This is a genomic window from Pseudomonas sp. R15(2017), from assembly GCF_002112685.1.
Lineage (GTDB): Bacteria > Pseudomonadota > Gammaproteobacteria > Pseudomonadales > Pseudomonadaceae > Aquipseudomonas > Aquipseudomonas glycinae.
Map to the genome: position 1 here is coordinate 569497 of NZ_NEII01000001.1, position 26112 is coordinate 595608.

A 26112-nucleotide genomic window follows, 5' to 3' on the forward strand; every position below is an offset into this window, starting at 1 on the left:
CTGTTGGAGCGCTCCGGCGGACATTGGGTTCCCGGTTGGCCGGGGATTGCGCATTCAGAAGCCGTCGACACCGGCGGCTTGCAAGGTTTTACTCAGGGCCAGCACCTGCGGGTCGCGAAAAAAGGCGCTCAATTGCGCCGCACGGCCCGGGCCGATCCCGGCTTCTGCCTGCCATTGTTCGGTATTGCGTTGTGCCAGCGCCTGCCATGAATCGGCAAGTGTTGCCTGACCTGTCGGCGGCAAACCCAGGGCTTTGAGCCACTGCGCAAACGGTCGTTGGCGGGCGCTGTGAAAACTGTGCAGCAGGCGGGCACTGCTGCGCTCGCCGAGACCGGCAATGTTAGCAAGCTCCGGGCCGTCGAGGGTCAACCAATCCAGCAGGCTGTTCAGGCGGCCTGTTTCCAGAAGTTTCTCCCAAGTGCCGCGACCGACATGCGGCAGCGCCAGTCCCTGCTTGCCGCTGAGCCAGGTCAGGCGCGCGAGGAACTGGCTTTCGCAGCCCGGCGTCGGTTGCCAGCAGCTCAGGGCGTGAAAGTCGCTGGCCAGTGGAACATCCAGAACAGCGCGTTCGGTACTGCGCAGTACCACGCTGTCGAGGCGCGGAATCGTCAGCCCGGCCAGGCTGATTGCGACCTGATCGCCGGGGCGGATGTCCAGTTCCTGCCAGCGCCTGAGCGAACTGACGCTGACTCGTTTGATCTGCCGGTCATCGAGCATCACCGGCGACAGCTCGAGCACCGGCGTGATGCGCCCGGTACGGCCGACCTTGAAGTTCACCTTGCGCACATCGGCCAGTGCCTGGGCGAACGGGTATTTCCAGGCGACAGCCCAGTAGGGCGGACGAGCCTGCCAGCGCTCGGCGGGCGGTCGCAGGCTCTGGCGCAGAACCACGCCGTCCGTGGCGAATGGCAATGGCGAGCGATACCAGTGATCGCGCCAGTGTTGCGCGTCGTTCAGGCTGGCGACGGCCTGGGTGTAGGGCTCCGTGGTAGGAAAACCGAATTGTGTCAGGGCCGCGATTCGCTCCGGCAAGTCCTTCGGCCCTTGCGGCCAGTCCCAGACAAACAGCCCGATGCCGGCGGCGTGTTCCGCGTCGAGATCCTTGCGTCCCAGCAGGCCGGCCACGGTGGCGCGGGCGTTGGCGCTGCCGGCACGTGCCTGCATGTGTCCGTTCAAGCGCCAGTAGAGTTCGCCTTGCACCAGCAGATCCTGCGGTTGCGTCAGCTGTTGCGGAATGGCTCCGATCTTTTTGGCCGACGCCGTCCAGTCCTGCCCGCGAACACCATCCCCGCGACTGATCGCCTGATGCAGTCGGCCGTCGCGATAGATCAGGGTCACCGCCACGCCATCGACCTTGGGTTGTACCCAGACGTTTTGGCGGTCGCGCAGCCAGGTGGCGATGTTCGCCGCATCATGAAGTTTGTCCAGGCCGGTGTGCGCGACCGGGTGCGCAACCGGGCCTGATGCACGCACCGGCTCGGGCGGTGAAGGAAGTTTGAAGCACTGGCGCCATTGGTTCAGGCGCAGGCGGGACTGATCGTAGAGCTCATCGGCGATCACCGAGCGGCCTTCGCGATGATAGGCGTCGTCCCAGCGATCGATCTGTTGTTGCAGGGCGGCGACTTCGCTCGATGCCCGGGCGGCGGCCCAGTCGGGGCAGTCGCCAGCGAAGGCGTTGAGGTGGAAAACCGGCAGGAAAAACAAAAACAGGCGCAGTGTGGCAAGCATCGTGAGCGTCCTTGCTCAGGGAGATGCTTGAAGGCTAGGCGAGGATTTGTTGTTGAGAGAGGTGGGTGTTTTGCGAGCTGTTTCCGATCCGGATGTGATGTTGTTGACTCGGGCCTCTTCGCGAGCAAGCTCGCTCCCACAGGGTACGAATGAAAAAGCCCCGCACGGCGAACCGTGCGGGGCTTCTTGTACCACCAGGAAAATTACAGGCCGGCAGCGGAACGCAGAGCGTCGGCGCGGTCGGTTTTTTCCCAGGTGAACGTGGAGAAGGTGTCTTCGCCAACGGTCTTGGTCTGCGGAGCACGGCCGAAGTGGCCGTAGGCTGCGGTTTCCTGGTACATCGGGTGCAGCAGGTCCAGCATGGTGGTGATCGCGTATGGACGCAGGTCGAACACTTCACGGACCAGTTTGATGATCTTGTCATCGCTGATCTTGCCGGTGCCGAAAGTGTTCAGCGAGATCGAGGTAGGCTGGGCCACACCGATCGCGTAGGAAACCTGAATTTCGCAACGCTCGGCCAGGCCGGCCGCCACGATGTTCTTGGCAACATAACGGCCAGCATAGGCCGCCGAACGGTCAACCTTGGATGGATCCTTGCCGGAGAACGCGCCGCCGCCGTGACGGGCCATGCCGCCGTAGCTGTCGACGATGATCTTGCGACCGGTCAGACCGCAGTCACCTACCGGGCCGCCAATGATGAACTGGCCGGTCGGGTTGATGTGGAACTGGGTGTCCTTGCTCAGCAGTTCGGCAGGCAGCACGTGCTTGACGATCAGCTCCATCACGCCTTCGCGCAGGTCGTTGTACGACACTTCCGGGTTGTGCTGGGTCGACAGAACCACGGCGTCGATACCGACAACCTTGCCGCCTTCGTAACGGCAGGTCACTTGCGACTTGGCGTCCGGACGCAGCCAAGGCAGCAGACCCGATTTACGGGCTTCGGCCTGACGCTGTACCAGCTGGTGCGAGAAGGTGATCGGGGCCGGCATCAGCACGTCGGTTTCGTTGCTGGCGTAGCCGAACATCAGGCCCTGGTCGCCGGCGCCCTGATCTTCAGGCTTGGCACGGTCAACACCCTGGTTGATGTCAGGGGACTGCTTGCCGATGATGTTCATCACGCCGCAGGTAGCGCCGTCGAAGCCGACGTCGGAGCTGGTGTAGCCGATGTCGCAGATCACGTCACGAACGATCTGCTCCAGGTCAACCCAGGCGCTGGTGGTCACTTCACCGGCAACGATGGCCACGCCTGTCTTGACCAGGGTTTCCACCGCAACGCGTGCGTGCTTGTCCTGGGCGATGATGGCGTCCAGCACTGCATCGGAAATCTGGTCGGCGATTTTGTCCGGATGTCCTTCAGACACGGACTCGGAGGTGAAGAGGGAGTATTCGCTCATCTCGATGTTTTCCTGAATTTACCGATGGTGAGTGTCGCCAGCCGGTCGCTGAAAATGGCGAACCTGGATCTGGAAACCATTACGTAAGCCTACATAGAGGCTTTCCCCGGGAACGAGTCCCGCAGCGGTGGCCCAACGGGCCAGATCGTCCTGTTCAAACCCCAACCACAGATCACCGCAGGCCTCCCTGGCCCAACTCTGGTTGTGGCTACATAACTCTGTCACGAGCAGGCTACCGCCCGGTTGCAGCAGGCTGGCCATGTGCTTGAGCGCTTCGGCCGGCGCGGCGAAATGGTGCAACACCATGTTCAACACCACGCAATCGGCCTGAAGGCTCACGCCATTCAATGCATCGGCCAATTGCAGGCTGACGTTAGCCAGCTGTTCACGTTCACATACCTGGCGGGCCAGTTCGAGCATCGCCGCACTGTTGTCCAGTGCGGTTACGGTGCCGAAGCGGCGCGCCAGTTCCGGCAGGAATGCACCATCGCCGGGGCCGACTTCAATGGCCGTGGCAGCGCCATTGAAGTTCAGTTTGTCGAGCAGGGCCAGCACGCTTTCACGGTACTGCGGCAGGCCGGCAATCAAATCCTGCTGGGCGCGGAATTTCTCCGCGACCCGGGCGAAAAAGTCCTGGCTGTTGGCCGCGCGTTGCCCGTGAACCTGTGCGATCCGGGTTTCCACGTCCGCCGGCAGTGCCAGATTGTCGACTTCTTCTAACAACGCAGCGTGCAACTTGCCGCCCAGCAACTCAGTGTGAGGCAGGGCGCGGCGATAGAACACCGCATTGCCTTCGCGGCGAGTCGCCACCAGATCCGCCTGCGCCAGCACTTTAAGGTGATGGCTCATGCCGGACTGGCCGATACCGAAAATCTGCGCCAGTTCCAGTACGCCGAACGAGTCGTTGGCCAGAGCGCGCAATACATTCAGCCGCAGCGGATCGCCGCCGGCCTTGCACAGGGCCGCCAGCTCGTCGCAATCGTCATGGCGAATGGAAGGCACGCGTAAGTTCATAGGGCTGGCAGTCTAGTGACGGCCGGAAGGCATCGCAAGGTCTATATCAAAAAGTTTTGATATTGCTCGATGGATGGCGTATTCGATTGCACTTCTCACTGCCCGGTTAACTCTACAAACGAACAGCGGAAAGGTTTCACCAACCGAAACCGATGTTATCCATTGGAAAAACGCCTCCGGATGACTATCTGTCATTGCCCCGAGGCGCTCCGGTGAGGGAAAATGCCCTCCTTTTTTCCGTTTCAATCTATTCACACCCAGGAGATCAGCGATGCCTAGCCGTCGTGAGCGTGCCAACGCCATTCGTGCCCTCAGCATGGATGCCGTGCAAAAAGCCAACAGCGGCCATCCCGGTGCCCCCATGGGTATGGCAGATATCGCCGAAGTGCTTTGGCGCGACTACCTCAAGCACAACCCGAGCAATCCATCGTTCGCCGACCGTGACCGCTTCGTGCTGTCCAACGGCCACGGCTCGATGTTGATCTACTCGCTGCTGCACCTGACCGGCTACAACCTGTCGATCGACGACCTCAAGCAATTCCGTCAACTGCACAGCCGCACCCCGGGTCACCCGGAATTCGGTTACACCCCGGGCGTTGAAACCACCACCGGCCCGCTGGGTCAGGGTCTGGCCAACGCCGTGGGCTTCGCCCTGGCAGAAAAAGTCCTGGGCGCGCAGTTCAACCGTCCGGGCCACAACATCGTCGACCACCACACCTATGTGTTCCTGGGTGATGGCTGCATGATGGAAGGCATTTCCCACGAAGTCGCTTCCCTGGCCGGCACGCTGGGCCTGGGCAAGCTGATCGCCTTCTACGATGACAACGGCATCTCCATCGACGGCGAAGTCGAAGGCTGGTTCACCGATGACACGCCGAAGCGTTTCGAATCGTACAACTGGCAAGTGATCCGCAACGTCGACGGTCACGACCCGGAAGAGATCAAGACCGCCATCGAGACCGCTCGCAAGAGCCCGCTGCCGACCCTGATCTGCTGCAAGACCACCATCGGTTTCGGTTCGCCGAACAAGCAAGGCAAGGAAGATTGCCACGGCGCCCCGCTGGGTGACGCGGAAATCGCCCTGACCCGTCAGGCGCTGAACTGGAACCACGGCCCGTTCGAAATCCCGGCCGACATTTATGCCGAGTGGGATGCCAAGGAAAAAGGCCGCGCTGTGGAAGCCGAGTGGGACCAGCGTTTCGCTGCTTACTCCGCCGCGTTCCCGACCGAAGCCAACGAACTGATCCGCCGCCTGAGCGGCGAGCTGCCGGCCGACTTCTCCGAGAAGGCTGACGCTTACATCGCCGACGTTGCTGCCAAAGGCGAAACCATCGCCAGCCGTAAAGCCAGCCAGAACGCCCTGAACGCGTTCGGCCCGCTGCTGCCGGAAGTGCTGGGCGGTTCGGCTGACCTGGCCGGTTCCAACCTGACCCTGTGGAAAGGCTGCAAAGGCGTCAGCGCCGAAGATGCCAGCGGCAACTACATGTACTACGGCGTGCGCGAATTCGGCATGACCGCGATCATGAACGGCGTTGCCCTGCACGGCGGTCTGGTGCCTTACGGCGCGACCTTCCTGATGTTCATGGAATACGCCCGCAACGCCGTGCGCATGTCCGCCCTGATGAAACAGCGCGTGATCCACGTCTACACCCACGACTCCATCGGTCTGGGCGAAGACGGCCCGACGCACCAGCCGATCGAGCAACTGACCAGTCTGCGCAGCACGCCGAACCTCGACACCTGGCGCCCAGCCGATGCCGTTGAATCGGCGGTGGCCTGGAAAAACGCGCTGGAGCGCAAGGACGGCCCGTCGGCGCTGATCTTCTCGCGTCAGAACCTGCAGCACCAGACCCGTGATGCCGGCCAGATCGCCGACATCAGCCGTGGTGGCTACGTGCTGAAGGACTGCGCAGGCGAGCCTGAGCTGATTCTGATCGCCACCGGTTCGGAAGTTGGTCTGGCCGTTCAGGCCTACGACAAACTCACCGAGCAGGGCCGCAAGGTGCGCGTGGTTTCCATGCCATGCACCAGCGCGTTCGACGCTCAGGACGCCAGCTACAAGCAATCGGTCCTGCCGTTGCAGGTCAGCGCACGTATTGCGATCGAAGCGGCTCACGCCGACTTCTGGTTCAAGTACGTGGGTCTGGAAGGTCGCGTGATCGGCATGACCACCTACGGCGAATCGGCTCCGGCCTCGGCACTGTTCGAAGAGTTCGGTTTCACCCTGGAAAACATCCTGGGTCAGGCTGAAGAACTGCTGGAAGACTAAGGCACATCGCGGTGATCTCATGATCACCGCAATCCTTGTGGGAGCTGGCTTGCCAGCGATAGGGCCATCCGCTTCAACATACATGTTGCCTGACCGGACGCTATCGCTGGCAAGCCAGCTCCCACATGTGATGTGTCGCAAATAAGCATTGCGTCTGCCTGCGTATATCGAGAACCCCCATGCCTCAACCGCGTCCCTACAAAGTTGCACTCAACGGCTACGGCCGGATTGGTCGTTGCGTCTTGCGTGCGTTGTTCGAGCGAGGCGAGAAGGCCGGGTTCGAGATTGTCGCGATCAACGATCTGGCCGACATGGCCAGCATCGAATACCTGACACGCTTCGACTCCACCCACGGCCGGTTCCCCGGCGAGGTGAAGGTCGACGGCGATTGTCTGCATATTAATGGCGACTGCGTGAAGGTTTTGCGCAGTGCCACCCCCGAAGGCATCGATTGGGCGTCGCTAGGTGTCGATCTGGTGCTCGAATGCTCCGGCGCTTACCACACTCGCGCAGACGGCCAGCGCTTTATCGACGCCGGCGCGCCACGAGTGCTGTTCTCGCAGCCGATGGCCAGCGAGGCGGATGTCGACGCCACCATCGTCTACGGCGTCAATCAGGATTGCCTGACCGGCGACGAACTGCTGGTGTCCAACGCCTCCTGCACCACCAACTGCGGCGTGCCGCTGTTGCGGCTGCTGGATCAGGCGGTCGGTCTGGATTACGTGTCGATCACCACGATTCACTCGGCGATGAACGATCAGCCGGTGATCGACGCCTATCACCACGAAGACCTGCGCCGCACCCGCTCGGCGTTCCAGTCGGTGATTCCGGTGTCCACCGGTCTGGCGCGTGGTATCGAGCGCCTGCTGCCGGAACTTGCCGGGCGAATTCAGGCCAAAGCCGTACGCGTGCCGACGGTCAACGTGTCCTGCCTCGACATCACGATGCAGACCGCGAGCGACACCGACGCCGGAGAGGTCAACCGGATCCTGCGCGACGCCGCCACCAGCGGCCCGCTCAAAGGTCTGTTGGCCTACACCGAATTGCCTCACGCCAGTTGTGATTTCAACCATGACCCACATTCGGCCATCGTCGATGCCAGTCAGACCCGCGTTTCCGGCCCTCGGCTGGTGAACATCCTGGCCTGGTTCGACAACGAATGGGGTTTTGCCAACCGAATGCTGGATGTTGCAGAACACTATCTGCAAACAGCGACTTCAAAAAAACCGTAGGAAGTGCGACCCATGACCGTGTTGAAGATGTCCGACCTCGATCTGCAAGGTAAGCGCGTATTGATCCGCGAAGACCTCAACGTCCCAGTCAAGGACGGTGTTGTCACCAGCGATGCGCGTATCCTGGCTTCGCTGCCGACCATCAAGCTGGCCTTGGAAAAAGGCGCGGCCGTGATGGTCTGCTCGCACCTGGGTCGTCCGACCGAAGGCGAATTCTCCGCCGAGAACAGCCTCAAGCCTGTCGCCGACTACCTGAGCAAGGCTCTGGGCCGCGAAGTGCCGCTGGTGGCTGACTACCTGGGCGGCGTTGACGTCAAGGCCGGCGACATCGTGCTGTTCGAAAACGTGCGCTTCAACAAGGGCGAGAAAAAGAACGCCGACGAACTGGCCCAGCAATACGCTGCCCTGTGCGACGTGTTCGTGATGGACGCTTTCGGCACCGCGCACCGCGCCGAAGGTTCGACCCACGGCGTGGCCAAGTTCGCCAAGGTCGCTGCTGCCGGCCCGCTGCTGGCTGCTGAGCTGGACGCACTGGGCAAAGCCCTGGGCGCCCCGGCCAAGCCAATGGCTGCCATCGTTGCCGGCTCCAAGGTCTCGACCAAACTCGACGTCCTGAACAGCCTGAGCCAGATCTGCGATCAACTGATCGTCGGCGGCGGCATCGCCAACACCTTCCTCGCGGCGGCCGGTCACCCGGTCGGCAAGTCGCTGTACGAGCCGGACCTGCTGGACACCGCGCGCGCCATCGCCGCCAAGGTCAGCGTGCCGCTGCCGGTGGACGTGGTTGTTGCCAAGGAGTTCGCTGAAAGCGCCGAAGCGACCGTGAAGCTGATCGCTGATGTTGCTGCTGACGACATGATCCTCGACATCGGCCCGCAAACCGCGGCCAACTTCGCCGAACTGCTGAAGTCGTCGAAAACCATCCTGTGGAACGGCCCGGTCGGCGTGTTCGAATTCGACCAGTTCGGCAACGGCACCAAAGTGCTGGCCGAAGCCATCGCCGAAAGCGCGGCGTTCTCGATTGCCGGCGGTGGCGACACCCTGGCGGCCATCGATAAATATGGCGTGGCGGAAAAGATCTCCTACATTTCCACCGGCGGTGGCGCGTTCCTCGAATTCGTCGAAGGCAAGGTGCTGCCGGCCGTTGAAGTCCTGGAAAGCCGGGCCAAGGCCTGAGGCCGCCCGATTGGCCAGGCAAAGGAGTGTTCAGATGGTCAAGTCGTTAGCGCTGTTGTTGCTGACCGGTACATTGGCGGCCTGCGGGAGTAACCCGAAGGCCGAGCCGACACCGGCACCCGGCGAGGCACAGAAAGGCTGCTACCAGGCCGACTGGCAGGCCGAAACCAACCCGGTGCTGAACAAGCGCTCGGGCCCGGACGGTCTGGACAAATACGAGACGCAAACCCCGGCCAAGGAACATGGTTGTCCTTGACCGGTCTGACTCTTTACTCAAGTCCGGCGGCGTGCGCTGCCGGTCGAGGAACACGGATGAAAGGCCTGATCGCCGTTGCGGCACTGGGATTGTTGGGTGGTTGCGCGCAGTGGAACCCGTTCCAGTCGTCCGCCCCTGTCGATAACTGGACCACCTGGACCTGCGACAGCCAGGCCAAGGTGCTTTGGCGCTTCACCGATGCCGCCCGCAAGGAAGTCGATGTGCGCCTGGGCGGTGGCGATCAGGTCTATCGACTGAAAGAAGAGCCGGGCGCCTCGGGCGCGCTGTACAGCGATGACATGCTGGCGTTTCACATCAAAGGTGAGGAAGGCCTGGTTTACTGGGTCGCCACCAATGATCTGATCGGCCGGGGCTGCAAAGCCGAATAAAACAGAATTTGCTGTATCGAATCACCAGGCCGGGCCTCAACCCCCGATCTGCAATCACTTGAATAGCCGCCGCCGCTCCGGCAGGCTGGCACGATTAACGACCCAAACCGGGAGAGAGACACACAATGGCACTTATCAGCATGCGCCAGATGCTGGACCACGCAGCCGAGTTCGGCTACGGCGTTCCAGCCTTCAACGTCAACAACCTTGAGCAGATGCGCGCCATCATGGAAGCCGCTGACAAGACTGACTCCCCGGTGATCGTTCAGGCTTCGGCCGGTGCCCGCAAATACGCCGGCGCCCCGTTCCTGCGTCACCTGATCCTGGCGGCGATCGAAGAATTTCCGCACATCCCGGTGTGCATGCACCAGGACCACGGCACCAGCCCTGACGTCTGCCAACGCTCGATCCAGCTGGGCTTCAGCTCGGTCATGATGGACGGCTCCCTCGGCGAAGACGGCAAGACCCCGACCGACTACGAATACAACGTCCGCGTGACCCAACAAACCGTAGCCATGGCTCACGCCTGCGGCGTTTCGGTTGAAGGCGAGCTGGGCTGCCTGGGTTCGCTGGAAACCGGCATGGCCGGTGAAGAAGACGGCATCGGCGCCGAAGGCGTTCTGGATCACAGCCAGATGCTGACCGACCCGGAAGAAGCGGCTGACTTCGTCAAGAAGACCCAGGTTGATGCCCTGGCCATCGCCATCGGCACCAGCCACGGCGCCTACAAGTTCACCAAGCCACCTACCGGCGACGTGCTGGCAATCGACCGCATCAAGGAAATCCACAAACGCATCCCGAACACCCACCTGGTGATGCACGGTTCCTCGTCGGTGCCACAAGAGTGGCTGGCGATCATCAACCAGTACGGCGGCGACATCAAAGAAACCTACGGCGTACCGGTTGAAGAAATCGTCGAAGGCATCAAGCACGGCGTGCGCAAGGTCAACATCGACACCGACCTGCGTTTGGCGTCCACCGGCGCCATGCGTCGCCTGATGGCCACCAACCCGAGCGAGTTCGACCCACGTAAATTCTTCGGCGAAACCGTGAAGGCCATGCGCGATGTATGTATCGCTCGTTACGAAGCTTTCGGTACTGCCGGCAACGCTTCAAAGATCAAGCCGATCTCGCTGGAAAACATGTATCAGCGTTATCTGAAGGGTGAGTTGAACGCCAAGGTCAATTGAGACTGTATGTTGAGCTGATTGAATAAGAAATCCGCCGAAAGGCGGATTTTTTTTGCCCGGAAGCTGGACCTCGGCGCCGTATGAGCTGTAACTCGTCTGTAAACACGGGTTATTCCATCAATAATTTGGAGCTCAGTAGATCATTTAAAATTTATGAATTCATAAATTATGATGCTCTGCTTTGGACTTGGTGCGGTGGCAAAAAAACTCGACGTATCAAGTACTGTTAAAGGAGTAACGTCTTTTAGATGGTAAACTATGAGTTTTGCCGGAGAACTGGGAGCTGAGGCTATAATTGCTCCCGCTTTAGTATCAACTCCTTTGAAAATCATCTTTTGGTGAATTTTCCCATTATGTTCAAATGTTACTTCTTCGCCTTCTTCCCAAGCCCATGGTTGTTTGGCCATTTTCCTGATCTCCATTCCGAATGTTTTAGTCTTTATTTATTCATGTGAGCGGCTATGGGTGACTGCATATATTTAAGTGCTTGGTTGATGGTTTGAGAAATGATCAATGTGTTATTTGAGTTGCTGGAATTGCCAAGGCTGCTTTCATCAATAATTATCGGACCAAACACGTTTTTTATTGCAACTATAGAGGTGGCTGTGGGAACAGGCGTGGAGATACCGGTGCGCTCGTCTTTCACAATGATTGTCTCATTGACGGTGTCGAAGCCAATAACTTCGCCAGCAACTAGCGTACCGTCCGACAGCCAGACTAATACAAAAGCGCCAACCGAAATAAGCGCTATTGGTATTGGCTGCGTTGTAGGTGCAGCTGTTGGCTGTATAGCAATGTAATTTGTTGATTTGCCTGTAATAATACTGATCATTTGAGTCACCATTGATATTTGATTCGACTGTATTTTGGATCCAGCCGTTTATTAAAGCTCATCACGATGTTCAGGGTTTTTCAGGTCTTTGAAATCAAATCCGATCGGATCGTATTTGATCATGGGGACGGACTGATAAAGTTGCGAAGCCAGCGTTGTGGTGAAGTTTTGCATGACAAGTCCTGTGTGTTAAATGTTTTAGCGCTCAAGGTTTAAGCTGTGTCTTTACCTTGATCTCCAAGATGTCAGTTGAAACTGCTGGCTTGTCCAGATTGGAGGTCGCAACGTGAGAGCTGTTATCAGATTATATTTGCCTTAGTCTATTCCCCCAAAGTTCGACTACTTCAGTGGTTTCGTCAGCTTTGATTGTAGCGGCAAACTCGTAGTTTGGATGAGGATCAAGTCTCGCAGTCATTAACGTTAATTTTTGCCAAATATAGGACTGATTCAGCTCTTTACCTTGGGTGCCACTGACATAAGCTGGATTGGTTTGAGTATCCCAGTCTTTCTCAGTATATTTGCCACCTTGTTGCTGGATGTAGGACGGTATTAAGAGTGGACGTAGATTGGGTTCAGTCCCCCGTTGACCAGGGTTAACTTCACGAATTTCGGCAGAAGTTACAGTCCATGTGATACCTGGCGTGTTGTTATGTTGAGCATCAGTATCATTTCTACTCGATGCACAACAGTCGGACACAATAAGAATTTCGTTGTTCTTATTCGTTTGCAGGATGAGTGCCTGAATATCCTTTGGACGGATCTCTATTAGACTGTCATTTTCATCAACTACTATGATTTTTTCTTTCTGAATTTCTTCAATGGTTCCACTTCGTAGCCTGTTTTTGACAATTGCATTAAAGGCAACATAATTTCGATATAGAACGAGAACATTTTTATTCATTTTCTTTACCTCCCTTTAGCATCTACGATGCGGTATTTCTTCTGGCATTGGAACTGTCACATCTGACAGGTTTTTATACCGGTTCGCTATGTCACCGAGTCCGATCAGTAATAGCTGTGTGAAAACGCAGTCTTCCGTAGAAGCCAGCCTTGATCATCGGGCGTATTGCCGAGGCGATGACTCAGGCCTTGGCGAATCATCAGGGCCGAGTGAACGGTGAGTTGTTTGCTGATATACAGCGGGAATGGGATGCAGGGCGGCTAGTGGCACTGAATGACTCTGTCGGCTAAGTATGAAGCGCGACCCGTATTTGATTCCTGTCGGCTGAGTTGAAACCAGGGTAGAGCCGGGGGCAGATTCATGTAATCGATCAGAAGATAAATAAATCTGTCCCTTCTATTCTTAAATTAGTCCCGCTTTTCTTAGTTTCAGGAAGGTGCATATTTGGTAAGGGTGAAAGTAACGGGCATTTCCGATGTTTCTATTGTTTTTTTTGCGAAAACGGTTACGGTCAGTATTTTTTCAGTCAAAGTTGGCTGCGGGTAGCTGTTCTTCGTAGATGTTGATGAATCATTATTGAATTTTTTGTCCCAGTCGGCGGACGAGATGCCGGCTGGTGGATGGATGACGCGAGTTGCTGGTAAAACCTCAAGGGGTTCTTCATTTACTGTGATCGACTGGACTTTCCACGTTAGTATTGGTCCGAAGTTGGAGTAGGTGGCTTGCCTTGAATCATATTTACCCGGTATACCTGGGATAGTAGAGTTGTCACCAGCAACAAAGAGTTCACCATAATGTAATGAATTCGCCGGGTTTTGGTAATCCAATGTGGAAGCGGGTGGCTTATGGGATAATTGATTTCCAGCACCAAAGTTTCCATTAGAAACAATTGGGAGGTCTATTCTCGTCATAAAACCGCTTAATGTGTTTTGCGTTGGCGGATAAACGTGCTCTGTGTTTGGCTGGTCGATGATTATCGCTTTTATTTGTGATGCGGGGATGTTAACAGCCTGGCCGGTATTCGGGATGATAAGGATAGAGTCAGTGTTTATTTCTGCTATTTTTCCATTCACTAATTTTATTTTATTATCTGATTGTGCTATCAATTGAATGATATTGGATCGAAAGTAGCTCACGCTAATGGTGTCATCGTTAATGCTCATTAGGATTCTCCATTAAAGAACAGAAAAAAGTGACAGATTTTTTTGTTCCGATTTTGATTTCAGAAAAATAAATCTGTCACCTTTGATTCTGGTCACCTTTGATTCTCACCTTTCATGCTGCTGGGGTATTTTTCTTTTGTTGATTTTTTTGTTATTAGCTTAAAACTAAGACAAAAGGATTTTTTAAAGCTCTCATGAGCAAGAAAAAAGGATCCATGAAAGGTGCTTTATCCCAAGTGTATACGCACGAATCGGTTTGTTTTTTGATAATGACAATATTGCTGGTACTGGTAAATTGAGGTTCGAATACTGGGGACGTTTGGGTCGGTGTTGACGAGGCGTGCCTCACATCATTTAGGTCGGGTGGAGAAAAATTTCTAGATGTATCGAAGTTAAATTCGCTTACTATAAAAGCGCGGTCATTAATTTCTTCATAATTTACTTTTTGTATGTCATCAAGGTTTACGATTTTTCTGATGTTATTTTCTGATTCCAACTCTAAAGTTCTTAGTTTGCTGTTGACGGACCTGAGTTTTCCTTTCAGTACTTTAGGTTTTTTGTTGTCTAATGATATCAAGCTGATCTTGCTGTCAAGCATATAAAAAATATAAATCATATTTAGTTTGTTATCTGATTCGCTCATTTTTTCAATCTCCTTGAAGGGTGTTGCGTCAGATTGGATTCTTTTTTCGGCGTCGGCCACAGGGATTACATAAGTCCGTCCCCTTATCTAATGAAGAATGGAGGAGGGCGGACGGTAGTTGCCATGACGTTTACCTTCCATGCTGTTGGGATGTTTTTCTTAAGTTGATTTTTTATTACCTTGCAGCTAATAATAAATCAGATTCTTGCATTGATTGTGCGTGTGAAATAACATCATCAAGGTTAGCTGAAAAGCTTACTGATTCTATAGTTAATAATTCGTTCATGTCGTACCTGACAGTAAGTAAACGTTGGGGTGCTTGAGGTGGTTTTGGCGGGGCGTTCTCAACATCAACTAGGTCGTCCATTAAAGAATCTACGTTTTTATCGGTGCTCAATTTTCTGAACATGAGAGCTTTGAATTTTTCATCAAGGAGCACATATTCTATGCTTTCTAACTTCACGGTCCATGGGGTGTTTGTAGTTTTTAAAGTTAAATCTAAAGTTCCTAGTTCTTTGTCGATGGACTTGATTTTGCCTTCCATTAATTTACGTTTTTGGTCTTCTAATACTATCACGCAGATATTGCTGCCAGGGGTGAAAAAGATTTTTGGCTTGTTACCTGAGTCGTTCATTTTTTCAATCTCCTTGAAGGGTGTTGCATCAGATTGAATTCTTTTTTTGTTGATTGAAACTGTCAGAGTTGACAGTTTTTTATGATTTTTTGATCTGGGCTCTATTCAGTCCGGAAATATCTAACAGGATTGAATTGAGGGTGTTTCACATTTGTTGATAAAAGATGATTCAAACAACAAGTGAGGGTAAACCAAAGAACCCGCCATTGGCGGGTTCTTGGTTTCTCGCTTGCAGATCAGTGATTACATTCTTGGCAGGACATGATCCAGCGTCTGATTTACAGCCAGCTCCGCAATTATCACCACTAGCGATACCCAGTGCGGTTTTGCGGTGGTATGGCGGCAGTATCGCGGCGAAGTGTAATCTGAACGTTTATATCAGGTCGCCAGGTAGGTTCTTGAGTTTGAAATGCCTACCTGCTGTCCTGATGAATTGCTGTGAATGCATCTCAAGTCATAGGTGCCTGGCTGCGTAATCAGTTGTTTAATTAGAAGTTCATACCAGTACTGGCTTCCCTTGTAATTGATATAAGAATTTAATAGTGGCAGATCCAGGGTCCGGGTGTGAATGACGGTGGAGCTAAATGTCTGGTCAATAAGTTAAAATGTCAATTTGTCGTTGATTCGCGTATAGAGGGGAAGTATATAAACTAGATTGTAGTAAAGTGGATTCGCGGATGGGGAATTATTTGGTTCTTGTAATATCGGTGAGGTCGCTGGGCGCGATCCTGGTGGTACTGGTGGGCCAGAAGCGATCGCTGTTGTCAGTAATGGTGCAGTCGGGAATGGAATGGCTGGAGGCTGTTCAGTGTAGGTTGTCATTTTGGAACATTCCTTTGTTGTTGAGGGGGCGCAATCAAGATGATATGCATCAAGCGTTTGGCCCGTGTGTAAAGGGATTGATGAGTTAATAGCCCAGTGAGTTCATCTAACTTCTGGAATTGCCCATTGGGTTTTCCATATCGTGTATAAGCGACGTTTTGGGAATCCTTAGGGTGTCTGGATATATTTGTCGATTACCATGAGCCAAAGCTGTATCGGGTCGGTTTCAGATCACTCAGCGCAATCCATATCATGGCTTTTGAAACTCTAACGTTCTCGGACTGATGATATAGACCCGGTTACCTGAGGTGATCGATCCATATAACCAAAACTTACCCACTCCCAGTTTTTCCATTTCTGCTTTCGTCACATATAGGCGCTGACGGGTATTATTGGTTACTACGATATTGTAGATAGAGATATAGGAGGGGATTCCCCTGTCACTTTCAATGTAAAAATCCAGCTGATCACCGCTTTGGCTTTTTGTTGCGTCATCCAACAGAATGCTAAATCCTTGGAATCTTTGAAAAGTGCCGTAGTTCTTGTTGTAGAGTGTGTAGGCAACATTCTTTGTGTCTTTATAGTCAAATCCGAGTATCGGTCCGGCTTTTATCGGTCCGTCAGAGTAGTAGATTTCCGGTGCCGGTGTTGTGATGAAAGTTTGCATGCTAGTAGCCTCCTGCTGGTTCGGAAGTTGTTTTTGGCAGGGGTCCTTAAAAAATACTAACTTCCTTTTTCTCTACATCAACCAAAGCTTTAAATCGTTGGGTTTGAACGATCAAGGGAGCTGCATGGTTGCGTTTTTCGTGGTGAAGATGTAATAAGTATCGTTGGGCTGGTCATACATGTTTCCGTAGAAATCCCAGAGTCCGGGACCAACTATCAACATTTCAACGGGTTTAACATAAAATACCACGGAGGTTGCATTGGCGGTCGTCACCGTGTAACTGTAAGTGTTGTTGGGGAGACCTGTTGTTACGTTGTCAATGTAGAGGGACAAAGCCCCTGCATCTGGTGTGTTGGGGGGGAGTTTCATGCTGATGCCGGATAGGCGCTGGTAAGGTCCATAAGGTAGTCCGTGAATTCGGTAGGCGGCATTATTCTGGTCTTTCATGTTAACCCCGAATGGTGAGTATAACGGGTGATTTTGGGAGTCGCTGTAAAAAAGTTTTACTTCTTGGAGTACGACGTACTTGGCCATGATGCTCTCTCTCTCTCTCGGTTAACAGAAAGTTGTTGGTTTGTGCGTCAACAGAGTGAGTTGTTTTCTGGATTTTTTTAACTGTCATATCTGACAGTTTTTTATATCGATTCTTTATTGCTTTAAAAGCGAATGGATATATGTTGATGCTGGTTATCTTTTGACGGCGTGAATTCTATTGAGATTGGCTGGTATACAAGCTGGGTGGCTCTGTTCGTGTGATGCTCAACGGGTCATTTAGCCATCGTCGGCTCAGTGCTTTTTTACGCGTGCCTCAGAAAGTGCCCCAATCAAGCTGGAGCATTTTTCTGAGGCTTATTCAAAAGAGTTGAATGGATTTACAGTGCAGAAGCGCTTGTTTCGCTTCACTCGGCTGGCATTACTCCTTTGGCTCTACGTGATCCAGCGCCTGATTCACTGCCAGTTCCCCCAGCATCACCAGTTGTGCAATGCCTATCGCGGTCTTGCGGTCGGCGGGGGTGAGGGAGGCGGCGAAGTTGTTGAGCATTTCGCTGGCGGAGCCGAGGGTTTCGCTGGCGTTGGCCAGCAGGGATTCGGTGTTGTAGGCGGGGTTGGCGAAGTACATGCGGTCGGGTTCGTTGACCGTGGCCATGATGCGGGCGCCGGGGCAGAGGTAATGGTCGAGGGCGCGTTCGGCGGCTTCGTTGAGTTTTTTGGGGTCGAGGGAATCGTAGGGGGAGGCCGGGTCTGCGACCGGTGGATGAGGCGTAGATTTAATCATTTGCTCGAAACCTGATTGGAGTGCCTCCGCTCTGGCTACTAATCAAAGTGGAGGCAACTGTACGCAGGTTAGTAGACCGGGGTTTCGAGCAAGCCGGCGCACCCGAAGGTGCCCTGCGCACAGTCGCCATCGAGTGCAGGAATCAAAAATTCCTGACTGACAGATGCTTGTGCACCAAGCTTGAAACCACGGGCTACTAAACCCGATCACTGCGAATCAGTGACCCGAATCAAGTTACCGATGGCCCTCCAGGCGCACAAGCCGGCGGATTCTGGCGTAGTGGTAGGCAGCGACGCAAGCCGTTGTAGGCTTCGGGACGTTACGCGCACTGCCTTTAAACAGCAGCCTTAAACGGTCGCGCGGCTGCTATTTATCGTGATCAATATCCAGCTTGCTGAACGTCACCTGCCCACCCTCACTGGTGTACCCGGTGTTGTCCTGCACATACACGCCAGCCTTGAAATACAGCGGTTTGTTGCGCCACGTCGCGCTGATCTGCGAATCCCACTGATACCCGGCCGCACTCACGCCCAGTGCACCGCCGGGGCTCAGGTGAATGAGGTAGTTGAATTCGCGATTGAGTTTGATCCCGGTGGCGAGGGTGATGACCCGGCTTTCGTCCTGATCCGGATGGGTGCGCAGCTTGATCACCAGGTTGCCGGTCTCGGTTTTTTCTTTGTATTGGTATTCAAGCTTAAGCATCGGCTTCTGGCTTTCATAGGCGTGGATCTGGCCGATGACGATCTTGCCGGAGCTGGGCACCTTGTTGACCGAAAGGGTCGCGCGCAGCAGGTTGTCGGCGTCGGGGTAATACCAGTTGCGCAGCGTTCCATTGCTGTAGGTCTCGCGCAGTTCGGTGCGCGGGTAGATGGCGTTTTCGGTTTTCGAACCGGTCACCGGGGACCAGAAGAACAGGGTGCCGGTGTCGGAATGGAAGTACTGATCCTTGAAGCCGTTCACCAGTTTGGAGGTTTCGACGGTGTAGGGCGGGCTGCCAACGGGAACGCTGAGGTTCCAGGTTGCGAGGTCGATCATGTCGGTTCTTCCACTCTGTTTCTCTTGCACGCGCGTGCCAGAAGCTCTAGCCCGCGCCTCTTGGGGGCGGCCTTTATAAGCGTAGAGGGATTTTTTGTTAACGGCCGTCTGGCGGATGATTGGCGTCAACATCCTGTCGAAATGCCACCTTTCCCGGAATTCGGGCCTTGCAGCCGTGACCGTTAGTCGGCTGATGACCGGTTTGGTTAAATGATGGCTGGATGACAGCTATTGCTTTTACAGATCCCGGACTAGAGTGAAGGCTCAGTGACTGTACGGTTTTCACGAGGAACCGCCCGGAACGCTGATCCGAGATGCCCCGACACGAGATGTCCCGACAAGAGAAGCAGCATGGAATGCGCGCAACCCCAGCCAGGTGAAGGCAGCTCAGTCCTTTTGATCGTTGATGACTACCCTGAAAATCTGATCAGCATGCGCGCATTGCTGCAGCGCCAGGACTGGCAGGTGATTACCGCGGCTTCCGGTTTTGAAGCCCTCAGCCTGCTGCTCGAACACGACGTTGATCTGGTGCTGCTGGATGTGCAGATGCCGGGTATGGACGGCTTCGAAGTCGCGCGCCTGATGCGCGGCAGTCAGCGCACGCGCCTGACCCCCATTATTTTCCTCACCGCCAACGAGCAGTCCCAGGACGCCGTGATCAAGGGTTATGCCAGCGGTGCGGTGGATTATCTGTTCAAACCGTTCGATCCGCAGATTCTCAAGCCAAAAGTCCAGGCGCTGCTCGAACACCAGCGCAATCGTCGGGCCTTGCAGCGCTTGAGCCAGGATCTGGAATCGGCGCGGGCCTTCAATGCTTCGGTGCTGGACAACGCTGCCGAAGGCATTCTGGTGTTGGGCGAGGATGGCTTGATTCGCTTCGCCAACCCGGCGATTTCCCGGCTGCTCAATGCGCCGGTGAAGGAACTGGAAGGGCAGGAGTTTCTCGATTTCCTGCAGAAACCGCACATTCCGCTGTGGGCCGATTCCGAGTTTTATGCCAGTTACAAACGTGGCGAGACGTTGCGCTTACACGACGCGTTGCTGCGTACCGCGCCGGGCCAGCAAGTGCCGGTGGCCTTGTCCTGCGCGCCGCTGCCGAGTGAACAGCACGCGATGGTGGTGACGGTGCTGGACATGTCGGTGGTGCGCCATCTGCATCAGCAGCTGGAATTTCAGGCGGTCACCGATCCGCTGACCGGGCTGCTCAATCGCCGGGGTTTCTACCAGACTGTGGAAAACCTGCTGCTGCGCGGTGAGCGCACGGACAGCAGTTGGGTGTTGATGTACCTCGATCTCGACGGCTTCAAAAGGGTCAACGATTCCCTCGGCCATGATGCCGGGGACCGAGTGTTGCGCTGGGTCTCCGAACAATTGAAAGCCTGCCTGCGACCGTTCGACATTCTGGCGCGGATGGGCGGCGATGAATTCACCGCGCTGCTGGATCTGGAATTCCCCGAGCAAGCGGCGAAGATTGCCGAGAAACTCATTGAGCGGGTGTCGATCTGTCAGCAGATCGAAGGTCTCGATATTGCCCTGGGCGCGAGCATCGGCATCGCCACTTACCCCGATTGCGGCAACAACCTCGACGGTTTGCTGCGTGCCTCGGACATTGCCATGTACGAGGCCAAGCGTGCCGGGCGTCAGCAATATCGCTTCTACGATCATGAAATGAATGGCCGTGCGCGGTCGCGGCTGATGCTGGAAGAGAGTGTGCGCAACGCCATCGAGAATCGCGATTTCAATCTGGTGTATCAGCCGCAGGTGGCGATTGGTGATGGTCGCGTTCGTGGTTTCGAGGCGTTGCTGCGCTGGCAGCACCCGAGCGTCGGCGACGTGCCGCCGGGGTTGTTCCTGCCGTTGCTGGAAGAGGCGACGCTGATCAGCCGCCTCGGCAGCTGGATCTATCATCGCAGCGCCGGGCAGCGTAAGGCGTGGGAGGCCGAATTTTCCAAGGAACTGGTGATCGGTGTGAGCCTGAGCAACACCCAGTTCGGCCTGCCGAATCTGGTCACCGAATTGCGCCAGGTGCTGGAGCGCCATGGTTTGCAGCCGCACCAGATGGAAGTGGAAGTGACTGAAGAGGCGCTGACGATCAACCCGGACGAGACCCGCAAGCAGTTGAAGCTGCTGCGCAATCTCGGGGTGCGGGTGGCGCTGGACGATTTCGGTTCCGGGGCCTGCTCGCTGGCGCATTTGCGCGATCTGGAACTGGACACTCTAAAGCTCGATCGCCACCTGATCGCCCGATTGCCGGACTCGTCCCGTGATGCTTCGCTGGTGCGCACGGTCATCAATCTGTGCAAGGAATACGGCTTGCTGGTGATTGCCGAAGGCGTGGAAACCGTTGAGCAATACCGGTGGCTGCAAGCTCATGGTTGTGAGTACGTACAAGGCTTTCTGGTGGCGCGGCCGTTGGTCGCCGAGGACACCGCACGCTTTACCGAGCCGTTCGACTGGAGCGCGTTGGCCGGTTGAATTCGCTACACTGGCGGCCTTTTCATGACCCGTGCCGCCCCATGACTGCGTTGAAATACCTCCAGGCCTATCCCGCGAATCTGCAGGATCAGGTGCGCCAATTGATCGCTGACAACCGCCTCGGTGATTACCTGAGCCAACGCTATCCGGGCCGCCACGATGTGCAGAGCGACAAGGCGTTGTACGGCTACGCGCTGGACTTGAAGCAGGAATACCTGCGCAACGCCCCGGCCATCGACAAGGTGCTGTTCGACAACCGCCTCGACCTGACCCATCGTGCCCTCGGCCTGCACACCACGGTGTCGCGGGTGCAGGGCGGCAAGCTCAAGGCCAAGAAAGAGATTCGTATCGCCTCGCTGTTCAAGGAGGCCGCGCCTGAGTTTCTGAAGATGATCGTCGTGCATGAACTGGCGCACTTCAAGGAGTCGGATCACAACAAGGCGTTCTATAAGTTATGTGAGCACATGCTGCCGGGCTACCACCAGGTCGAGTTCGACCTGCGGGTGTATCTGACCTGGCGAGACATGCAATAAAAGATCAAACAGCGGAGCGCATGCATGGACGTAAGCAAGACCAAGAGCAGTTTCTACCGGCGCTTGTACGTGGCGTACCTGATCGACAGCGGCCTGGCCAGCAGTGTGCCGGCGCTGACCGAGGTCACCGGCATGCCCCGGCGCACGGCGCAGGACACCATTGCGGCGCTGGCGGATCTGGATATTGTCTGCGAGTTCGAACAGGAAGAGGGCGCGCGCAATCATGCGGGGCGCTATCGGATTCGTGATTGGGGGGCGATTGATCGGGGGTGGATCGAGCGGAATTTGCGGCAGATAAAAGCTGTTCTCGAGTATCCCTGAGTCCTGTGTTGACAGGGCTGGCGCCATCGCTGGCAAGCCAGCTCCCACAGGGATCTTCAGTGAACACAGTCATTGTGAGCGACAGATAAACCTGTGGGAGCTGGCTTGTCGGGCCGCCGCATCGCAGCGATGAGGGTTTCAGGAACGCCGCATCCCGATGTGCGGAATGTCATCCTCCAGATATTCCTCACCCGCCACGACAAACCCGTACCGCCCGTAATACCCCTGCAAATGCGCCTGGGCCGACAGATAGATTGGCACTTCAGGCCAACGCCTCTGCGCCTGTTTCAGCGCCTGTTCCATCATTTCATGCCCCAGTCCTTTGCCACGCCCGGCCGGCGCCGTCAGCACGCGGCCGATCACCACGTCGCCGCCCTGGGATTCCGGGTCCAGCAGGCGCAGGTATGCCACCAGCTGATCACCGTCCCAGCCCATCAAATGGCAGGTGTCACCGTCCAGATCCTGACCGTCCGGATCCAGGTACGCGCAGCGCTGTTCGACCACGAACACTTCCGAGCGCAATTTCAAAATGGCATACAGCTGCTCCAGTCCCAGATCGCTGTGATGTTTGCAGACCCACTCGATTGTCATCTTCCGATTCCTTGAACTACGTCGCCCGATACTAAGCGCCGCGTCGAAATATGTCTGTATGGCTGAGAAATCTGTGACAAAGGCCAAAATGCCATCATTCCAATATCGCGGCCCGCCGTACTTTGTGTAATCTGCTGGGAAGCGCTGTGCGATGGCTTCAATGAGCTAATGTTAGGGCCTGGGATTCGCCGGTAAGGGGCCTTGGGGTTTTGACTGAAAACACGCCGGGCGGCCCGCCCGCTAAGGATTTTCAAGCATGCCGCGATTGCATCGAGCCTTTGCTTTGATCGGATTGCTGTTGCTGGGTCAAAGCGCGGCAGCGGAGAAATTGCGTCTGGTGTTCGACGTCTGGCCGCCCTTTACCGATGACACACTGGTCAACGGTGGGCTGGCGACCGACATCGTCAGCACGGCCCTGGCCCGTGCCGGTTATGCCAGCGGTTATGAGCAGGTGCCGTGGGCGCGGGCGTTGATGGGGGTTGGCGAAGGACGTTACGACGTGCTGGTCAACGCCTGGTACAACGACGAGCGCACGAAGCTGGGCCAGTTTTCCGCCGAGTACCTGCTCAATCGCGTGCGCTTCCTCAAGCGCAAGGACGCACCCATCGAATACAACAACCTGCAGGAGCTGCACACCTATCCGATTGCGGTGGTGCGCGGCTATGCCTATTCGGCGCCGTTCGATGCTGACACCGCGTTGCAGAAAGTCCCTGTGCATAACTTTGCCATGGCCGTGCGCATGCTGGCGGCGGATCGGGTCAAGCTGACCCTGGAAGACGAATACGTCGCCCGCTATTACCTGGCCCGGGAATCACCGAAAGTGCGCAACGCGGTGGAGTTTCTGCCCAAGCCGCTGAGCGAGAACAGCCTGCACATCCTGGTCAGCCTGAAGAACCCGCAGCACGAACAGATCGTGGCCGGGTTCGACAAGGCGATTGCGTCGATGAAGGCCGATGGCAGCTATGACAAGCTGCTCAGGCAGCACGGGATGTAAGGGGCTGATCCAGAATTTGCGGTGTGATTGATTGCCTCATCGCTGGCAAGCCAGCTCCCACAGGTACAGCGGTAGTCCACATATTTTGTGTACCACACCGACACTGTGGGAGCGGGCTTGCCCGCGAAGAGGCCTGTCCGGCCAACTCAATTCTCGGCGGTGTCCTTGATCAGATGCGCCGCCAGCGTGCGCAATGGGCCGAGCTGGCGGCAGATCAGCGCCAGTTGCGTCTGCACCAGCCGCTGGCCTTCGTCGATTTCGTCCGGCATCTGCTCCAGCTCATTGGCCAGCGCTTCTTCCTCATCGCTTTGAATCGCTATCGGCTGTTTGCTCGCCAGACCCTGGGCGATCTCATCGATGCTCGCCGCCAGACTCACCCCGGCGCCGTCGATCAGGTGTTCGCGCACCTCGGCCGGCAACTGGGTTTCGCGGTGTGCGCCAAGGCCTGACAGATAGCTGAGCAAGGTGTGCGACAGCACCAGGAAGCGGAAGCCCACGTCGGCTTCCTTCCGGAAATGCCCCGGCTCCATCAGCATGTTCGCCAGCGTGGTCGACAGTGCCGCGTCGGCGTTGTGCGCGTTGCGCCGGGCCAGGCGATAAGCGAGGTCGTCGCTCTTGCCGGCGGCGTATTGCTGCATGATCTGGCGCAGGTAAATGCTGTTACAGGTGAGGGTGTTGGCCAGCACCTTATTCAGGCGCCGACCCTGCCAGTCCGGCAGGAACAGGAACACCGCGAGCCCGGCGATCAGGCTGCCGAGCAAGGTATCGAACAACCGCGGCACAAACAGACCATAACCATCGCCGACCTGGTTGAAGCAGAACAGCACCATGATCGTGATCGCGGCAGTGGCCACGGTGTAGCGGGTGGTGCGGTTGGTAAAGAACACCACGCCGGCGGCGATGGCGAAGCACGACTGCACCAGCGGATTCGGGAACAGATCGAACAGCGCCCAGGCAATCGTCAGACCGATCGCCGTGCCGAAAATCCGCTGACCGAGTTTGCGCCGGGTGGCGCCGTAGTTCGGCTGGCAGACGAACAGTGTCGTGAGGATGATCCAGTAACCCTGCGACGGGTGAATCAAATGCACCATGCCGTAGCCGATGCTCAACGCCAGCGGCAAGCGCAGGGCGTGACGGAACAGCAGCGAGGTTGGCGTCAGCTGCGTGCGCAAGCGAATCCACACGTCCTTGAAGTTGCGCGGCGAGCGGTCGAGCAGGCTGCTGTCGGTGGCATCGGCCAAGGCGTCGGGGTTGCTGGCGTCGCTGAGCAAGCGGTCGAGGGTGCCGAGGTTGGCCGCCAGTGCGCGCAATGAACGCAGCAGCCCGCGCCAGGCCGGGTTGCTTTGGATGCGCAGGTGTTCGAGGGAGGCGTGCAGGTCGCTCAGGGCTTCGGCGAAACTCGCGTCGTAGATGAATGGCTGGCGCATCTGGATCGATTCGGCCAATGCACGGCAGACCTTGCCTTGCTGGCGCAACAGCCGCTGGCAGCGGAACAAGACATCGCTGTGGAAAAACGCATCGGCCAAGGCGTTGTAGGGGTAGTGGGAAGAGCTGGCGCGTTCGTGGATGTCTTGCGCCAGGAAGTACAGCTTCAGGTAACGGCTGACTTTCGAGCCAGGACGACCGTTGCCGACCCGGTGCAGGATGATTTCCTTGGCGCTGTTCAGGGCTGCGACGACCCGACCATTCTGCTGGGCCAGCTCTAGTCGCCGCGCCTCCACGTCCAGCTGACGGATCGGCTCGAACAGCGAAGATTTCAGCTTCAGGTAATAGCCCAGTTCGCGGAACAACCGCGCCAGACTCTGCTGCACCGGCTGATTGGAAAACATCGCCTGCCACAGCACCGACAGCAGGCCGTACCACGCGGCGCCGGCCACCAGCAGCATCGGCTCGTGCCAGAAATCCGTGACCGCGCCGCCGCGCTGATCCACGCCGATCATGGTGTAGACGGAAAGAATCAGGGTCGCCGAAGCAATCGCACCATAACGCTCGCCGAGCGCCCCAAGCATGGTCAGGCCGAAACTGGCCAATGCCAAAGCGATGACGAACACGATGGGGTAGGGGAACAGCAATTCCACGGACAGCGCCGCAACGCTGAAACACACCAGTGTCACCGCCAGTGCGTTGAGGCGGCCCTGCCAACTGTCGTCGGTCTCGGCCAGGGCGCTGGCGATAATCCCGAGGAATAACGGGATCAGCAGCCCCATTTCATCCTGATACCAGCACAGCGCCATGCTGCCGGTCAGGGCGATGAACACCCGCACGCTGTAGCTGAATTTATCCAGCGCCCACAGGCGCCGCAAAGACTGACGAAACGAGGTCGAGGACATGAAGTGCGAAGGCCTTCCGAGGCGATGCCGCTAAATTGAGCCAGTAATGACGCCGACGCAATGGCGCCGATCACATCTGACAGCAAAAAGTGTTCCTTTGGGTCGTTGTGTCGAACTCAATTTCCAGGTTGGAAAAGAAACTGTGGGAGCTGGCTTGCCAGCGATGAGGCCGGCAGCTCCAACATCACTGTTGAATGTCAGCCCGCTATCGCTGGCAAGTCGAATCGTCGCACCGCAGCTCCCACAG

26 protein-coding genes are annotated in these 26112 nt (G+C 56.3%); 10 read left to right on the top strand and 16 right to left on the bottom strand.

Annotated elements, in window-relative coordinates; all coding sequences use genetic code 11:
• Positions 1-54: 54 nt before the first annotated feature.
• From ligB to CAF77_RS02725, 3 genes are all read right to left on the bottom strand, one after another.
• Positions 55-1728 (bottom strand): NAD-dependent DNA ligase LigB, encoded by a 1674-nt coding sequence (ligB, locus tag CAF77_RS02715; RefSeq protein ID WP_064380154.1) that lies wholly within the window; start codon positions 1726-1728, stop codon positions 55-57.
• Between the two features lie 203 nt (positions 1729-1931).
• On the bottom strand, positions 1932-3122 hold the full coding sequence (gene metK, locus CAF77_RS02720; RefSeq protein ID WP_011336330.1) for a methionine adenosyltransferase: 1191 nt from the start codon (positions 3120-3122) through the stop codon (positions 1932-1934).
• A gap of 18 nt (positions 3123-3140) precedes the next feature.
• On the bottom strand, positions 3141-4136 hold the full coding sequence (locus CAF77_RS02725) for a metalloregulator ArsR/SmtB family transcription factor (RefSeq protein ID WP_064380157.1): 996 nt from the start codon (positions 4134-4136) through the stop codon (positions 3141-3143).
• A gap of 271 nt (positions 4137-4407) precedes the next feature.
• On the opposite strand from CAF77_RS02725, the gene tkt reads away from it, so the two are divergent.
• The 6 genes from tkt to fba all read left to right on the top strand — a co-directional run bounded on the left by tkt (position 4408) and on the right by fba (position 10648).
• A complete protein-coding gene (gene tkt, locus CAF77_RS02730; RefSeq protein ID WP_064380160.1) occupies positions 4408-6405 on the top strand; it encodes a transketolase in 1998 nt (665 codons plus the stop codon).
• A 179-nt stretch (positions 6406-6584) separates the two neighbouring features.
• Positions 6585-7637 carry an erythrose-4-phosphate dehydrogenase gene (gene epd, locus CAF77_RS02735; protein WP_064380162.1) on the top strand — a complete coding sequence of 351 codons (1053 nt, stop codon included), beginning with the start codon at positions 6585-6587 and terminating at the stop codon, positions 7635-7637.
• Positions 7638-7649: 12 nt separating this feature from the next.
• Entirely contained in the window at positions 7650-8813 is a 1164-nt protein-coding gene (locus CAF77_RS02740; protein WP_011336326.1) for a phosphoglycerate kinase, read from the top strand.
• Positions 8814-8847: 34 nt separating this feature from the next.
• A complete protein-coding gene (locus CAF77_RS02745) occupies positions 8848-9069 on the top strand; it encodes a hypothetical protein (RefSeq protein WP_007959706.1) in 222 nt (73 codons plus the stop codon).
• 56 nt (positions 9070-9125) lie between these two features.
• A complete protein-coding gene (locus CAF77_RS02750; protein ID WP_011336325.1) occupies positions 9126-9458 on the top strand; it encodes an MliC family protein in 333 nt (110 codons plus the stop codon).
• Positions 9459-9583: 125 nt separating this feature from the next.
• Entirely contained in the window at positions 9584-10648 is a 1065-nt protein-coding gene (gene fba, locus CAF77_RS02755) for a class II fructose-bisphosphate aldolase (RefSeq protein ID WP_064380164.1), read from the top strand.
• 140 nt (positions 10649-10788) lie between these two features.
• Here fba and CAF77_RS28765 read toward each other — a convergent pair whose 3' ends face one another.
• The 11 genes from CAF77_RS28765 to CAF77_RS02790 form a co-directional block, all read right to left on the bottom strand.
• Positions 10789-11055 (bottom strand): hypothetical protein, encoded by a 267-nt coding sequence (locus tag CAF77_RS28765; RefSeq protein ID WP_139831546.1) that lies wholly within the window; start codon positions 11053-11055, stop codon positions 10789-10791.
• Positions 11056-11087: 32 nt separating this feature from the next.
• Positions 11088-11480: a hypothetical protein gene (locus CAF77_RS28770; RefSeq protein WP_139831547.1), complete on the bottom strand. Its 393-nt coding sequence runs from the start codon at positions 11478-11480 to the stop codon at positions 11088-11090.
• A gap of 51 nt (positions 11481-11531) precedes the next feature.
• On the bottom strand, positions 11532-11654 hold the full coding sequence (locus CAF77_RS29450) for a hypothetical protein (RefSeq protein ID WP_256576103.1): 123 nt from the start codon (positions 11652-11654) through the stop codon (positions 11532-11534).
• Positions 11655-11784: 130 nt separating this feature from the next.
• Positions 11785-12381 (bottom strand): hypothetical protein, encoded by a 597-nt coding sequence (locus CAF77_RS28775; RefSeq protein WP_139831548.1) that lies wholly within the window; start codon positions 12379-12381, stop codon positions 11785-11787.
• 428 nt (positions 12382-12809) lie between these two features.
• The gene (locus CAF77_RS28785; RefSeq protein WP_139831549.1) at positions 12810-13544 is read right to left on the bottom strand and encodes a hypothetical protein; all 735 of its coding nucleotides are present in this window, start codon (positions 13542-13544) and stop codon (positions 12810-12812) included.
• Positions 13545-13698: 154 nt separating this feature from the next.
• A complete protein-coding gene (locus CAF77_RS02760) occupies positions 13699-14187 on the bottom strand; it encodes a hypothetical protein (RefSeq protein ID WP_064380166.1) in 489 nt (162 codons plus the stop codon).
• Between the two features lie 175 nt (positions 14188-14362).
• A complete protein-coding gene (locus CAF77_RS02765; RefSeq protein ID WP_064380169.1) occupies positions 14363-14821 on the bottom strand; it encodes a hypothetical protein in 459 nt (152 codons plus the stop codon).
• Between the two features lie 1072 nt (positions 14822-15893).
• On the bottom strand, positions 15894-16310 hold the full coding sequence (locus CAF77_RS02775) for a hypothetical protein (protein WP_064380172.1): 417 nt from the start codon (positions 16308-16310) through the stop codon (positions 15894-15896).
• 111 nt (positions 16311-16421) lie between these two features.
• Positions 16422-16844, bottom strand: a complete 423-nt coding sequence (locus CAF77_RS02780; RefSeq protein WP_064380175.1) for a hypothetical protein — start codon at positions 16842-16844, stop codon at positions 16422-16424.
• Between the two features lie 379 nt (positions 16845-17223).
• Positions 17224-17586, bottom strand: a complete 363-nt coding sequence (locus CAF77_RS02785; RefSeq protein WP_064380177.1) for a DUF6124 family protein — start codon at positions 17584-17586, stop codon at positions 17224-17226.
• A 366-nt stretch (positions 17587-17952) separates the two neighbouring features.
• On the bottom strand, positions 17953-18621 hold the full coding sequence (locus CAF77_RS02790) for a polysaccharide lyase family 7 protein (protein ID WP_011336318.1): 669 nt from the start codon (positions 18619-18621) through the stop codon (positions 17953-17955).
• A 351-nt stretch (positions 18622-18972) separates the two neighbouring features.
• Here CAF77_RS02790 and CAF77_RS02795 point away from each other — a divergent pair, with 351 nt between their 5' ends.
• The 3 genes from CAF77_RS02795 to CAF77_RS02805 are packed head-to-tail and all read left to right on the top strand — an operon-like array spanning position 18973 to position 21950.
• The gene (locus CAF77_RS02795; RefSeq protein ID WP_064380180.1) at positions 18973-21096 is read left to right on the top strand and encodes a bifunctional diguanylate cyclase/phosphodiesterase; all 2124 of its coding nucleotides are present in this window, start codon (positions 18973-18975) and stop codon (positions 21094-21096) included.
• A gap of 41 nt (positions 21097-21137) precedes the next feature.
• A complete protein-coding gene (locus CAF77_RS02800; protein WP_064380182.1) occupies positions 21138-21629 on the top strand; it encodes a M48 family metallopeptidase in 492 nt (163 codons plus the stop codon).
• Between the two features lie 24 nt (positions 21630-21653).
• Complete coding sequence (locus tag CAF77_RS02805; protein ID WP_064380184.1) at positions 21654-21950, top strand: helix-turn-helix domain-containing protein; 297 nt, start codon at positions 21654-21656, stop codon at positions 21948-21950.
• A gap of 138 nt (positions 21951-22088) precedes the next feature.
• Here CAF77_RS02805 and CAF77_RS02810 read toward each other — a convergent pair whose 3' ends face one another.
• On the bottom strand, positions 22089-22541 hold the full coding sequence (locus CAF77_RS02810) for a GNAT family N-acetyltransferase (protein ID WP_064380186.1): 453 nt from the start codon (positions 22539-22541) through the stop codon (positions 22089-22091).
• A gap of 256 nt (positions 22542-22797) precedes the next feature.
• Between CAF77_RS02810 and CAF77_RS02815 the strand changes: the two genes are divergently transcribed.
• Positions 22798-23535: an ABC transporter substrate-binding protein gene (locus CAF77_RS02815; protein ID WP_064380188.1), complete on the top strand. Its 738-nt coding sequence runs from the start codon at positions 22798-22800 to the stop codon at positions 23533-23535.
• A 146-nt stretch (positions 23536-23681) separates the two neighbouring features.
• Here the strand turns inward: CAF77_RS02815 and yccS are convergent, their stop codons facing one another.
• Positions 23682-25865, bottom strand: coding sequence for a YccS family putative transporter (yccS, locus tag CAF77_RS02820; protein ID WP_064380190.1), 2184 nt, complete (start codon positions 25863-25865; stop codon positions 23682-23684).
• Positions 25866-26112: the final 247 nt, after the last annotated feature.

Coding starts and splice junctions, on each gene's coding strand:
- ligB (WP_064380154.1), bottom strand. CDS start 1,728: ATGCTTGCCACACTGCGCCTGTTTTTGTTTTTCCTGCCGGTTTTCCAC.
- metK (WP_011336330.1), bottom strand. CDS start 3,122: ATGAGCGAATACTCCCTCTTCACCTCCGAGTCCGTGTCTGAAGGACAT.
- CAF77_RS02725 (WP_064380157.1), bottom strand. CDS start 4,136: ATGAACTTACGCGTGCCTTCCATTCGCCATGACGATTGCGACGAGCTG.
- tkt (WP_064380160.1), top strand. CDS start 4,408: ATGCCTAGCCGTCGTGAGCGTGCCAACGCCATTCGTGCCCTCAGCATG.
- epd (WP_064380162.1), top strand. CDS start 6,585: ATGCCTCAACCGCGTCCCTACAAAGTTGCACTCAACGGCTACGGCCGG.
- CAF77_RS02740 (WP_011336326.1), top strand. CDS start 7,650: ATGACCGTGTTGAAGATGTCCGACCTCGATCTGCAAGGTAAGCGCGTA.
- CAF77_RS02745 (WP_007959706.1), top strand. CDS start 8,848: ATGGTCAAGTCGTTAGCGCTGTTGTTGCTGACCGGTACATTGGCGGCC.
- CAF77_RS02750 (WP_011336325.1), top strand. CDS start 9,126: ATGAAAGGCCTGATCGCCGTTGCGGCACTGGGATTGTTGGGTGGTTGC.
- fba (WP_064380164.1), top strand. CDS start 9,584: ATGGCACTTATCAGCATGCGCCAGATGCTGGACCACGCAGCCGAGTTC.
- CAF77_RS28765 (WP_139831546.1), bottom strand. CDS start 11,055: ATGGCCAAACAACCATGGGCTTGGGAAGAAGGCGAAGAAGTAACATTT.
- CAF77_RS28770 (WP_139831547.1), bottom strand. CDS start 11,480: ATGATCAGTATTATTACAGGCAAATCAACAAATTACATTGCTATACAG.
- CAF77_RS29450 (WP_256576103.1), bottom strand. CDS start 11,654: ATGCAAAACTTCACCACAACGCTGGCTTCGCAACTTTATCAGTCCGTC.
- CAF77_RS28775 (WP_139831548.1), bottom strand. CDS start 12,381: ATGAATAAAAATGTTCTCGTTCTATATCGAAATTATGTTGCCTTTAAT.
- CAF77_RS28785 (WP_139831549.1), bottom strand. CDS start 13,544: ATGAGCATTAACGATGACACCATTAGCGTGAGCTACTTTCGATCCAAT.
- CAF77_RS02760 (WP_064380166.1), bottom strand. CDS start 14,187: ATGAGCGAATCAGATAACAAACTAAATATGATTTATATTTTTTATATG.
- CAF77_RS02765 (WP_064380169.1), bottom strand. CDS start 14,821: ATGAACGACTCAGGTAACAAGCCAAAAATCTTTTTCACCCCTGGCAGC.
- CAF77_RS02775 (WP_064380172.1), bottom strand. CDS start 16,310: ATGCAAACTTTCATCACAACACCGGCACCGGAAATCTACTACTCTGAC.
- CAF77_RS02780 (WP_064380175.1), bottom strand. CDS start 16,844: ATGGCCAAGTACGTCGTACTCCAAGAAGTAAAACTTTTTTACAGCGAC.
- CAF77_RS02785 (WP_064380177.1), bottom strand. CDS start 17,586: ATGATTAAATCTACGCCTCATCCACCGGTCGCAGACCCGGCCTCCCCC.
- CAF77_RS02790 (WP_011336318.1), bottom strand. CDS start 18,621: ATGATCGACCTCGCAACCTGGAACCTCAGCGTTCCCGTTGGCAGCCCG.
- CAF77_RS02795 (WP_064380180.1), top strand. CDS start 18,973: ATGGAATGCGCGCAACCCCAGCCAGGTGAAGGCAGCTCAGTCCTTTTG.
- CAF77_RS02800 (WP_064380182.1), top strand. CDS start 21,138: ATGACTGCGTTGAAATACCTCCAGGCCTATCCCGCGAATCTGCAGGAT.
- CAF77_RS02805 (WP_064380184.1), top strand. CDS start 21,654: ATGGACGTAAGCAAGACCAAGAGCAGTTTCTACCGGCGCTTGTACGTG.
- CAF77_RS02810 (WP_064380186.1), bottom strand. CDS start 22,541: ATGACAATCGAGTGGGTCTGCAAACATCACAGCGATCTGGGACTGGAG.
- CAF77_RS02815 (WP_064380188.1), top strand. CDS start 22,798: ATGCCGCGATTGCATCGAGCCTTTGCTTTGATCGGATTGCTGTTGCTG.
- yccS (WP_064380190.1), bottom strand. CDS start 25,865: ATGTCCTCGACCTCGTTTCGTCAGTCTTTGCGGCGCCTGTGGGCGCTG.